Raw genomic sequence first — 11,661 nt, forward strand, 5'->3', positions numbered from 1 at the left:
ATCCGTACGCGGGGTCGTACGCCGCCGGTTGCGGCGCTGCGGAAGGCCGCCGCCCGCCGGGGCGGCGGGGGTGCCACCGGGCGTGGCCGGGCCCGTGGCGGCGGGCTCCGCGGTCACCGGTCCCGGGTCGATGACCACCGGCTCGGCGTCCGCCTCGGGGGCGCCCTCCTGCGGCTCGGTCAGCAGCCGGTGCGGTACGAAGACCACGACCCGGGTCCCGCCGTACGCCGAGGCGGCGGACAGCTCGACGCCGAAGCCCAGCTCGCGCGACCAGCGCCCCACACACGCGAGCCCCAGCCGTGGGACCGCTCCCAGTTGGGCCAGATCCAGACCCTCGCGCAGCTGCCCGGTGGCCTGTTCGAGGACGTCCGGCGGCATGCCGAGCCCCGCGTCGTCGATTTCGATGACCGCGCCCGCCGCCACCTCCCGAACGGAGACGGCCACCTGGGTGCGGGACGGGGAGAACACCGTGGCGTTCTCCAGCAGTTCGGCGACCGCGTGCATCAGCCCTTCGACGGCCGGTGCCACCGCGTACAGCGTCTGCCCGCCGTGCACCTCCACCCGCCCGAACTCCACGATCCGCGACTGGGCACCGCGCACGCAGTCGAAGAGCGTCACCGGCCGGGTCTCCCGACGCGCGGGCCAGATCCCGCACATCACCAGCAGCGTCTGCGCCTTGCGGGTCATCTGGGCGGCGGCGTGGTCGGCCTTCATCACCTCGGCCATCAGCCGCGCGTCGGCCACGTGCTGCTCCAGGCCGTCGAGCACCTGCTGCTGGACGGTCGACATGGCGTGCATGTTCCGCGCCACGGACTCGAACGACGCCTGTACGGAGTCGCGCAGCATCCGTTCGCGGCGGGCCGCCTCGTCCAGCTCCTCCCGTACGGCCGCCAGCCGGGCAATCTCCTCGGCGCGCTCGGCGGAGCGCGTCCGTTCCCGCTCGGCGGTCGCGCGTTCCTGGTCGGCGACGGCCCGTTCCCGCTCCGCCGACGCCCGGTACCGGCTGACGGCGGTGCGCAGTCTGGAGACCCACAGCAGCCCCAGGGGCAACACCAGCGCCAGAACGACGGACAAGGCCACGATGACGGCCACCGTCCCCGACAGCACCTTTGACACCTCCATCCGGGACACGGCCATGAACCGGGCAGATACTACTCATCAACTGATCAGTTGCGTCTGGTAGTTGCCAAACTCTCACCCGTGACGGATCACGCCTTCACAGCGGCCCGAACATGCGGTAAACGCAGCCGAACCCGGCGCCGCCGGGCGGCCCGCCCGGACCGTCGAGCGGCCCGCCCGCCGGCCCCCGACGGCCCGGACCATAGGCTCCCGACCATGCCTGACATACCGCTGATGACGTTGCTCCTGCTCTGCCTGGCCGCCGGGGCGGCCGGCTGGATCGACGCCGTGGTGGGAGGCGGGGGACTGCTGCTGCTCCCCGCGCTGCTGGTCGGGCTGCCGGGCTTCCCGCCCACGTACGTCCTCGGCACCAACAAGGCGATCGCCATCTGCGGTACGACGGGCGCCGCCGTCACCTACACCCGCAAGGCCCCGGTGGACGTCCGGATCGCCGTACGCATCGGCATCGCGGCCGCCGTCGGCTCCCTCGCCGGTGCCTCCCTCGCCTCCGGCATCGACAGCGCCGTGCTGCGCCCGCTCATCATGGTCGTCCTGCTGGCGGTCCTCGCGTTCGTCCTCCTCCGCCCCACCTTCGGCAGCGCCCCCGCCCTGACCGGCCCGCTCTCCCGCCACCGCGTCCTCGCCGCGGTGCTGGGCGTGGGCCTCGGCATCGGCTTCTACGACGGCCTGATCGGCCCGGGTACCGGCACCTTCCTGGTCATCGCCCTGGCAGCGACGCTGGGAACGGACCTGGTGACGTCGTCGGCGACCGCGAAGGTCGTCAACGTCTGCACGAACCTGGGTGCCCTGGTGACCTTCGGCTCCCAGGGCACCGTGCTGTGGGGACTGGCCGCACTCCTGGCCTGTTTCAACCTGGCGGGCGGCATGGTCGGCGCCCGGATGGCCCTGAAGCGGGGGAGCGGCTTCGTCCGCGGCGTGCTGGTCCTGGTCGTGGTCTCGCTGGTGGTCAAGCTCGGCTACGACCAGTGGCTGTCCTGAGCCGCGGTGTGGACACCGTGCGGACCCGGGTCCGTGCGGCTGGGGAAGATGGACTCCCACAACGGCACAAGGCAGCACAGGGAGCGGGGATGGCAACGGGGATACGGAGCAACAGGGGCGCACCGTGGAACGGGCGGGTCGCGCAGGCCGTCAGCCCGTGGACATCGGTGCGGCGCACGGTCGCGCTGGTGGTGTACGCGTGGGCCGCCGCGGCGGTCACCACCTGCGCCGCCTATCTGGCCGTGGGCGCGGAGGCGGTCCCCATCTCGATCGGGGTGTTCCTCTGCCTCACCTTCATCATGTTGCTGATCATGCTCCACCGCGCCCTCTGGCTGGCCGTACTGTCCGCGGTGCCCGGGCTGTTCGTCCTCGTCGGGGCGGTCCAGTACGCGCCCGAAGCGGCCCTGGAGCGGCGCGGCGTGCGCGAGAGCGTGGTGATCGTGGCGGACAGCGCGGCCGGGACGTCCGGCAACAACCATCGCTACACCCTCCGCGGCACGGACGGAAAGGAACTGAAGGAGAAGCTGGGGTACGACGGCGACACCTGGGCGCCGAAGGTGGGCGACCGGCTGGACGTCATCCGTGACCCGGAGGGCGAGCTGCCGATGGAGCAGGCCGACGAGGTGGACGCCGCGGGCCGGTTGGGCGGTCTGATCGGCGGCACGGTGACATGGACCCTGATGGCGGTGCTGGCGGGTCGGCGCGGTCATGTGCGGCGGCGACGGGGCATCGAGATGCCGGACCTCGGCTGATCGGTCGGGGAACACCGCGCCGACCGAGGGGGTTCATGGGGCATGGCTGTCATCCACAAAACGACCATGAAGCCCACCAAGCTGGAGCTTCTGACGCCCTGGCTCCCCCTCCAGCCCTGGTACCTCGGCGCGGGCCGGGATCCGGAGCTGTCCCGGGTCGGGGGCTTCCGGCTCGATGATCCGCGGGGCGAGGTGGGGATCGAGTTCATGGTGGTCCGGGACGATTCCGGGGAGCGCCCCGTCCACTACCACCTGCCGCTGAGCTACCGCGGCGCCCCGCTCGACGGGGCCGAGCAGGGCCTCATCGGCACGTCGGAGCACGGGGTGCTGGGGCAGCGGTGGATCTACGACGGGGCCCATGACCCCGTCCTCGTCGCCCAACTGCTGGCACTCCTCCAAGGCCGCGCCGCAGCGCAGATGCAGAGCGAGTCCGACACCCCCGACCCCTCCGTCACGGTGGACAGGGCGGAGGCGATCCCGGCCGGGTCGTCCGGCGCGCCGGAGGTCACCGACGGGCCGGACATCACCAACGGCTCCGACGGGACGCGTCTCGCGGTCGGGCCCCTGACCCTCGACGTGACGCGCGTCCTCCGGCCGGGCGAGGACGGTCGGGCAGCAGCGGCCCTGGCCCATGTCAGCGCGGGCTGGCGGCTGCCGGACGGCGGCGAGGCCCGTGGCCGGTTCGCCGTGCTGAGCGACGCGGTGTCCCGAGCTTCCTGACGGCGCGTCGGGGCGGAGTCCGAGAGATCCCATGAATGAGTGCCGAAGGCGTGGATTCCGCCCCACCCATTGACGTGTTCCCGCCATAGATCCTACCTTTCCGTGGGCCCACTCCAGGAGTTCCGCACGTTTCCCACAGGGCACGGCTCCCACAGGGAGGGACATGTCGGAGAACTTCCGCTCAACGATCCGGGCGGCCCGAAGAGCCGCCGCCGTCGCGGCCGTCCTCGCCACCCTCGGCGCCGCCTTCGGCGCTCCCGCCGACGCACACACCGTCCGGGCCGAGCCCGCCGACGTCTACGTGGCGCCGTACGGCGACGACCACGCCCCCGGCACCCGCGCCGCCCCCTTACGCACCCCCGAACGCGCCCGCGACCTCGTGCGGAAGCGCGCCCCGCACCAGACCGCCGACCTCACCGTGCGCCTCGCGCCCGGTACGTACCGGCTCAGCCGTCCGCTCGTCCTCGACGCCCGCGACTCCGGCCGCAACGGACACCGCGTCATCTGGCAGGGCAGCCCGGGCACCGTGTTCAGCGGTGGGCGGGCCGTGCGGGGCTGGCGGCCGGTCAAGGGCAGCCGCGGGCTGTGGTCGGCGCCCGCGCCCTCCGGGCTCGCCAACACCCGCCAGCTGTACGTCGACGGCGTCCGTGCCCAGCGGGCGCGCGGGACGCTCCCCGTCACCCTGACCGCCACCGCCACCGGATACACCGCCTCCGACGACACCCTCGCCCGCTGGCGAAATCCGTCGGACATCGAGTTCGTCTACCCCAGCGGCGAGGCGCTGTGGAACATCCAGCAGTACGGACTCGGCCCGTGGACCGAGCCGCGCTGCCCGATGGGCTCGGCGCGCGGCACCACGGTGACCGTCGCCCAGCCGTGCTGGGACAACTCCACCCGGCGCGTGGAGTTCCCCGACATCCCCGGCCGCAGCATCAACATGGTGGGCCCCGGCAAGCTCACCGGCGGCGCCCTGCCCGGTTACGTCGAGAACGCCTACGAAGTCCTCGACCAGCCCGGCGAGTGGTACCTCGACCGTGCGAGCCACACCGTCTACTACCGCCCCCGCTCCGGCGAGAACCTCCGGACCGCCGCCGTCGAGGCCCCGGCGCTGGAGAAGCTGGTCGACGGGCGCGGCACCGGGGGCGCCCCGCTGCACGACATCGCGCTGCGCTCGATCCGGTTCTCCTACGCCACCTGGCTCACGCCCTCCTCACCGGAGGGCTTCTCCGAGGTCCAGGCGGGATACACGGTGACCGGCGCGGACGGCTGGAAGACCCAGGGACTGTGCGGCTACACCCCGGGCGGTACGTGCCCGTACGCCTCCTGGACCAGGATGCCCGGCAACGTGTCCATCAGCCACGGCCGGAACATCGAGTTCTCCGACGACGCGTTCACCCAGCTCGGCGCGGCCGGGCTCGAACTCGGCACCGGTACCAAGGACACGACCGTACGCGGCAGCGTCTTCACCGACATCTCCGGCAACGGCCTGGAGGTCGGCGGCGTCGACGCCCCGCAGCCCGGCAGCGACGCGGACCTCACCCGCCGGGTCTCGGTCACCAACAATCACCTCTCCGCACTACCCCGCGAGTATCACGGCGGTGTCGCCATCCTCAACGGCTACACACAGAACACCACCATCGCCCACAACCAGATCGACCATGTCGCCTACTCCGCGATCTCCATGGGCTGGGGCGGCTGGCCCGACAAGATCGGCAAACCGGCCACCGCCAATGTCTCCCGCGACAACAGGGTGTCGAACAACCTCATCTTCGACTACATGCAGGCGCTCGACGACGGCGGCGGCGTCTACACCCAGGGTCTGACGGGCAGTTCGCTCGCCGACGGCGAGAAGATCACCGGCAATGTCATCCGCGACCAATGGGGTCTCGGCAGGTCGGTCTACACCGACAACGGCTGCACCTATGTGACGGTCGAGGGCAACGTCCTCCACGGCGCCCAGGCCAACGTCCTCAGCAAACACACCGACTACCGCGACGACCTCGGCAACAACGACCCGACGCGCATCGCGGGCAACCACTGGGAGCAGGGCGACCGCGACGGCGACGACAAGGGCGTGGTGACCAGCGGCAACCACATCCTGTCCGACCCCGCGAAGGCCCCGGCGGACATCGTGGCGGCGGCCGGTCTCGAACCGCGCTACCGGGGGCTGCTCGGCCGTACGTACGCCGCGGACTCCGTTCCCGAAGCGCCCACCCGCGTGGGCGACTTCGCGGCCGACGGCTCGGTGTACGTGACGTGGAACCCGTCGTACGTGACCGGCGGCGCCCCCGTCACCTCGTACCTCGTCACCGCCACCCCTGCCGACGGCTCCCGTGCCGTGTCCACCACCGTCCCGGCCGCACGCTTCAAGCGCGTCGCGTACGCGGTGGTCGACAGGCTCACCAACGGCACGCCGTACACCGTGACCGTGACCGCCCGCAACGAGCAGGGGCAGAGCGAGCGTTCGCTGCCCGCGGCCCCCGTGACGCCCGGACCCACCGCCGGGGCGCTGCCGGACGCCTCCACGGGCGTCAAGGCGAACGCCGAGGCCACCGCGGCGACGGTGTCCTGGACACCGCCCAAGTCCGCGGGAGCCACCCCCGTCATCGGCTACCGGATCACCGTCTCCGACGGCCGCACCGTCGACGTGACCGGCCGGGACGTCCTGGTCGCCCAGATCAGGGCCAAGGGCATGCTGCGGGTCGTCGGCGGCCTGCGCCCGGCCACCGCGTACACCTTCTCGGTCGCCGCGGTGACCGCCACCGGCACCGGCCCGGCGGCCACCGCGTCCGTCACGACCCCGTCGGTGTAGCCCCGGCGCCGAACGGTCCGCCGCTCCCGAACGCCGCATCGGCGAAGCGCTCGCCGATGCGGCGGTGGGCGGCCGCGTCCGGGTGGAGCTGGTCGGGCAGCGGCAGCTCCGCGAAGTCGGCCTCGCCGTAGAGGTCGCGTCCGTCGAGGTGGTGCAGAAACGGATCGTCGGCCGCCCGCTGCCGCACGATGCGGGCCAGCTCCTCCCGTATGACGGTGAGCGTCAGCTTCCCCGCGGCGCGCTCCGCGGGGTCGCCCGAGGCCCGGAACTGGAGCCTCCCTTCACTGAGACGGGAGAAATCCGGTACGGCGGGGCCCGGCGTGTCCTCGTGAATCGGGCAGTACGTGGGGGAGACGACCAGCAGCGGCGTGCTGGGGTGCCCCTCGCGGAGGGTGTCGAGGAAGCCGTGCACCGCCGGGCCGAAGGCACGGAGCCGCATCAGATCGGCGTTGACCAGATTGATGCCGATCTTGACGCTGATCAGGTCCGCGGGGGTGTCCCGCATCGCGCGGGCGGTGAACGGATCGAGCAGCGCGCTGCCGCCCAGACCGAGGTTGATCAGCTCCACGCCGCCGAGCGAGGCGGCCAGCGCGGGCCACGTCGTGCTCGGGCTCTCGGCGTCGGACCCGTGGCTGAGGGAACTGCCGTGGTGCAGCCACACCCTGCGGCCCCGGTCCGGCACGGCCTCGACGGCAGCGTCCGTGCGCAGCGCGACCAGCTCGGTGATCTCGTTGTACGGCAGCCAGATCTCGACGTCCTTCGTGCGGTCGGGCAGCCCGGAGAACCGTACGGTGCCGACCGGGCCGGGCTCGGTCTCCGCGGCGCCGATGGACATGTCGACCGTCCGGACGTTGCCCCCGGTCACACTGCCCCGCGCGGTCAGGCGGCCGTCGACCAGCAGGTCGTACACACCGTCAGGGCGGGGCGGCGCGCCCCGGTAGGCCATCTTGGTGCGGAGCGCGTCCAGTTCGACGGCGGTGGCCCGGGTGCGGAACACCAGCCGTACGCCCGAGGGCTGCGCCTCGGCCATCGCCAACTGCCCGTCGGCGCACTGCGCACGGGCCCGGGCGGGCAGCCGGTGCGGCAGCAGGCCGTGCTCGGTGCGCTCCAGATCGAGGGCGCCGCGCAGGAGTTCCGCGGTGATGGGGGTGGTGGTCATCTCGGTCCGTTGCTGGGGTGCCATGCCCTTCCTTCCTTTCGCCATAAGCGATTATGGAACTGCCTAATAGATTTAGGCAAAAGCGGATGCGGGAGGGGCGTGGGCGGCGCGGGCGGCCAACCTCAAATCTCCCTCTGAACTGGCGTGATCACGGTTCGTGATCGCGTCGCCCGGACAAAACTGACGACAAGGAAGCAGTAGGGACGGAAGGGGGCATTCCGATGAGGGGCATTTCTCGACGCACCACCGATGCCGCACCGCAAACGCTGGATCTGTACGACGTCGCCTATCTGAGCGGCGCGCCGCAGCGCATGATGGAAGTCGCCCTCGTCGCGCTGCACGAGCGCGGCGCCGTGCGGATCCGCCTCTCCCGGGTGCGGGTCGTGGACGAACCGGCCGACCAGCTCGCCCACCCCGTCGAGCGCGCCGTCCTCGCCCTGTGCCGACGCCGCTCCCGGAGCACGATCTCCCTGCTCGGTGCGGTCGAGATCGGGCCCGAAGCGGAGGAAATCGAGCGCCGCATGATCTCCTCCGGCCTGATCACCCCCAGGCGCTGCCGCCTCACCCGCGCGGGCCGGCAGCACCTGGAAGCGGCCGAGCAGAGCGGGGCGTATCCCGCGTACGTCTTCGAGGGCCTCGCCGCGCTGCCGGACCGTGCGCTGCGGTACCACATCGGCGAGGTGATAGAGCCGCCGCTCACCCTCGGCCGCCGACTGATCCGCCTGGGCGAGGCCCTCGACGACTGGGGGTCGGACCACGGCCACGGCGGCGGCCACTCCTGCGGCGGCCACTCCTGCGGTGGCGGTGGCGGAGGCAACAACTGAAGTGAGTAGGGGTGCTCAGGAGTTCGGCCAAAGCGCCCTGACATGATCGGGGCGTGAAGGTCACGGGGAAACGATGGACACACCTCGCCCTGTACCTGGGGCTGGTGTGGGCGGCCGGGGCACTGGTGGTGCCGCGCGCCTACCGCATCGGCTTCGGCCACGGGCTCGGGATCGACGTCGACCGGCTGCCGGCGGTCGCGATCGGCGCGGCGGCCATGGTCAGCGTGCTCGCCGTGGGCGTGGCCCCGGTGGGCCACGTGGTGGCGCCGTGCCGTACGGCGGGCGGGCGGCTCGGCTGGGCCGTGACGGTGTTCCTCGGCGGCACGGTCGGGCTCGCGGCCGGGGTCGGTGCCTGGCGCTCCGGTGCGCTGCACGTGGGCGGGCCCGCACAGCGCGCCGCGCTGTGCGGGGTGCCGTACGCGCTGGTGGCGGCGCTGTTCATCGCGGGTGTGACGGTCCGTCTGATCTCCGGCGTGGCGGTGCTCGGGGTGGTGGCGTACGGCACGGCCGTCACCCACAAGTCACAGCAGGAGAAGGAGATGCGGGGCCTGATGTCCGGCACCTCGCTGGCCCGCCAGGAACTGCTGCTGCCCGACCCGCCCGCCGGATACCGCGTGGACGAGGGCAACGGCGACCTGACGGCCGACGGCTTCCGGGTCCACTACATCCCGTACGTCCCGGGCTCGGCGGGCGTCGCGCGGCCCGATGTGGCGTTCGCGGTGACCCACGGCGGCGGGCCGCACGGCGACGGCATCACCGAGGTCATCCGGGAACTCGGCGGCGGGGCCGTCGAGTTCGTCCTGACGGCACACCGCGACGGCGTGCGGCTCACGGTGACCGCCCAGGGCGCGACGGACCCGGCCGACCGGGACGAGCTGCGGCGCATGCTGCGTACCGCACGCCCGGCGAGCGACGCCCAGGTGCTGCACGCGCTACGACGCCCCGCGGCCTGAACCGGCGTCGGCCTCCTCGACGGTCAGGCGGAGCAGCAGCGCCGCGGGGGTGTGGGGCAGCGTGACGGTGAGTTCGGCGCGGTCCGGCGCCCAGGTGGTTTCGGCGGCGGAATCGGCCGGGTGGAAGTGTTCGATGCGGAGCGCGCGGCCCGCGACGTGGGGGAGGGGCACGGTCCGGGCCGGTGTCCCGTCGCCCCGGCGCCAGACCGTCACGTACGTGCGGCCGCCACCGGCACGCAGCCCCAGCGCCAGCCACGCGTCCGTCCACCCCGGCAGCCCCAGCGGCCAGAAGGGGACGGCCGAGGGCAGGTCGGGGCGCACCTCCCGGTACGCCGCCAGGGCGTCGCGTACGAGGTCCAGTTGGGCCCGTGTCATCCGGTCGAGGTGGCCCGAGAGGTGGACGCGGCCCAGCAGCGCACCGGCCAGCGCGAAGCGGATCTCGTCGTCGGTGAAGCCGGGCTGCGGGTACGCCCACACCGCGCCCTGCTCCGGCGGCACCGCGGTCGGCGCGGCGGCGGCGATGGGCGGGTAGCGGAGCGGGTCCTGCTGGTCGCTGGTGGACTGGAGCTGGGTGAGGGCGAGTGAGGAGCCGTCCATGCGCAGGCCGCCCGAGGCGCAGTTCTCGATGACGAGCGCCGGGTGGCGGTCGAGCACGGCGGCCAGCCAGCGCTGATGGGCGCGGGCGTGGGCGAGCAGGCCCGCGCCGGGGGCGGCGTGGCCGTGTTCCGGATCCCAGTCCGTGCCCGGGGCGATGCTGATGTTGTAGTCGAGCTTGAGGTAGCCGACGCCCCAGTCGCCGACGAGGCGGTCGACGGTCGCGTCGAGGTGGCGGCGCGCGGCGGGGTGGCGCAGGTCGAGGTGGTGGCGGTCGTTCTCGGTGAGGCGTACGCCGTCGCGCTGGAAGAAGGCGTCGTCCGGCAGCGCGGCGGCCACCGGGCTGCGGACGCCGACGACTTCGGGCTCCAGCCACAGCCCGGGGACCATGCCGAGGGAGCGGATGCGGTCGAGGACGAGCCGCAGCCCGCCGGGGAAGCGGCGGGTGGACGGCTGCCAGGCGCCGACGCCGTCCCACCAGGCGCCGGTGTCGTCGTACCAACCGGCGTCGATGCAGAAGTACTCGGCCCCGGCCCGGGCGGCGGCCTCGATCAGGGGCAGCAGCCGCTCGGTGGTGGGGTCGCCCATCAGGGTGTTCATGTAGTCGTTGAACACGATGGGCAGCGCGGTGTGGTCGGGATGCGGGCGCCGGACGGCCCGGCGGTACGCGGTGAGATGGGCCGTCGCGGCGTCGAAGCCGCCCCGGTCGGCGAGCGCGAGGGCGACCGGGACGGTGGTGAACGAGGCGCCGGGGACGAGCCGTTCGCGCCACTGGTGCTCGGTGTCGGTCGGGCCGCCGAGCGCGACGTACGTCCCGTGGGCCCGCTCCCCGGCCTCCCACCGCCACCCCACCGGCGACTCCACCTGCCAGAGCCAGGCCCGGCCGGTGGCGCGCTCGGTCAGGGCGCCCATCGGCAGATGGCCATCGGTGGGCCAGCTGCCGACGCTGCCGAGGACGAGGGCGGCGCGGCTGTCGCGGCCGTGGGCGTCGCGCGAGACGTCCACGATCCGGTCGCGCAGCGGCACGGCGGCCCAACGGCACTCGGCCAGCCACTCGTTGTGCGCCCAGTGCACGTCGAGGGCATCTGGGGAGGGGAGCCCGCCGAGGACGAGGCTGGGGACGGCCTGGACGACGAGCGGCTCCGTGCCCTCGTTCGTCAGCCGCACCTCGGAGCGCAGCACCGGCAGGCCGCCGGGGGAGGAGAGGCGGACCTCGGCGGTGAGGCCGGAGCCGGGGTCGTGGAGGTCGAGCGTCAACCGGTGCCAGCCGCCGCCGTTGTCGTGGTCGCCGCCGCCGCCGCCGTCGTCGTCGTCGCGTCCGTCCGTCTCGGCGCGGTGGCCGCGGTAGCGCAGCCGCGCGCCGAGCGCCGTTTCGATGCCGCGCTGCCCCGACCAGTCGCTGCCGTGGCCGAGCGCCAGCACCTCCACCACGGGGAGCGGGGCGGCACCGGTCGGCGACGCGGTGTCGTGGGGCGGGGTGCTGTCCGGCGACGCGGTGTCGTCGGGTGACAGGGTGCCATCCGGTGGCGGGGTGTCGTCCGGGGGGCCCAGCCGCACCAGCCGGAGTACCCCGTCCGGCCCGGTCGCGAACGCGGCCGCCAGCGCCGAATGGCCCCATGTGAACGTCTCCCGCACGCCACGCCCCTTACGCCCGCAACCGCTTGACGAATCCCTTGACGGCCCCTGTGTGACCGGTCACAATCCTGGCGTGCATGTGACCGGTCACACA

General features: G+C 73.1%; 9 protein-coding genes. 6 read left to right on the forward strand and 3 right to left on the reverse strand.

Features of this window, described 5'->3' with window-relative positions; all coding sequences use genetic code 11:
- On the reverse strand, positions 1-1,122 hold a 1,122-nt coding region (locus EEJ42_RS39590), incomplete at its 3' end, for an ATP-binding protein (RefSeq protein ID WP_246097654.1).
- Between the two features lie 213 nt (positions 1,123-1,335).
- Here EEJ42_RS39590 and EEJ42_RS39595 point away from each other — a divergent pair.
- From EEJ42_RS39595 to EEJ42_RS39610, 4 genes are all read left to right on the forward strand, one after another.
- Positions 1,336-2,118 carry a sulfite exporter TauE/SafE family protein gene (locus EEJ42_RS39595; protein ID WP_123106993.1) on the forward strand — a complete coding sequence of 261 codons (783 nt, stop codon included), beginning with the start codon at positions 1,336-1,338 and terminating at the stop codon, positions 2,116-2,118.
- An 89-nt stretch (positions 2,119-2,207) separates the two neighbouring features.
- Positions 2,208-2,870, forward strand: a complete 663-nt coding sequence (locus EEJ42_RS39600; protein WP_123106994.1) for a hypothetical protein — start codon at positions 2,208-2,210, stop codon at positions 2,868-2,870.
- A gap of 42 nt (positions 2,871-2,912) precedes the next feature.
- A complete protein-coding gene (locus tag EEJ42_RS39605; protein ID WP_123106995.1) occupies positions 2,913-3,590 on the forward strand; it encodes a maltokinase N-terminal cap-like domain-containing protein in 678 nt (225 codons plus the stop codon).
- Positions 3,591-3,753: 163 nt separating this feature from the next.
- Positions 3,754-6,402 carry a fibronectin type III domain-containing protein gene (locus EEJ42_RS39610; protein ID WP_123106996.1) on the forward strand — a complete coding sequence of 883 codons (2,649 nt, stop codon included), beginning with the start codon at positions 3,754-3,756 and terminating at the stop codon, positions 6,400-6,402.
- Here the strand turns inward: EEJ42_RS39610 and EEJ42_RS39615 are convergent.
- Positions 6,383-7,561: an SGNH/GDSL hydrolase family protein gene (locus tag EEJ42_RS39615; RefSeq protein ID WP_123107000.1), complete on the reverse strand. Its 1,179-nt coding sequence runs from the start codon at positions 7,559-7,561 to the stop codon at positions 6,383-6,385. The two genes, EEJ42_RS39610 and EEJ42_RS39615, sit on opposite strands and share 20 nt — an antisense overlap.
- Before the next feature lie 221 nt (positions 7,562-7,782).
- Between EEJ42_RS39615 and EEJ42_RS39620 the strand changes: the two genes are divergently transcribed.
- Together EEJ42_RS39620 and EEJ42_RS39625 are read left to right on the forward strand one after the other, a co-directional pair.
- Positions 7,783-8,385 (forward strand): TIGR04222 domain-containing membrane protein, encoded by a 603-nt coding sequence (locus EEJ42_RS39620; RefSeq protein ID WP_123106997.1) that lies wholly within the window; start codon positions 7,783-7,785, stop codon positions 8,383-8,385.
- Between the two features lie 53 nt (positions 8,386-8,438).
- Positions 8,439-9,338 carry a hypothetical protein gene (locus tag EEJ42_RS39625; RefSeq protein WP_123106998.1) on the forward strand — a complete coding sequence of 300 codons (900 nt, stop codon included), beginning with the start codon at positions 8,439-8,441 and terminating at the stop codon, positions 9,336-9,338.
- Here EEJ42_RS39625 and EEJ42_RS39630 read toward each other — a convergent pair.
- Positions 9,318-11,567, reverse strand: a complete 2,250-nt coding sequence (locus EEJ42_RS39630; protein WP_123106999.1) for an alpha-galactosidase — start codon at positions 11,565-11,567, stop codon at positions 9,318-9,320. The genes EEJ42_RS39625 and EEJ42_RS39630 overlap by 21 nt on opposite strands.
- Between the last annotated feature and the right edge of the window lie 94 nt (positions 11,568-11,661).

Origin of the sequence: Streptomyces botrytidirepellens, from assembly GCF_003721215.1 — a bacterium.
In the GTDB taxonomy this organism is placed as follows: Bacteria; Actinomycetota; Actinomycetes; order Streptomycetales; family Streptomycetaceae; genus Streptomyces; species Streptomyces himastatinicus.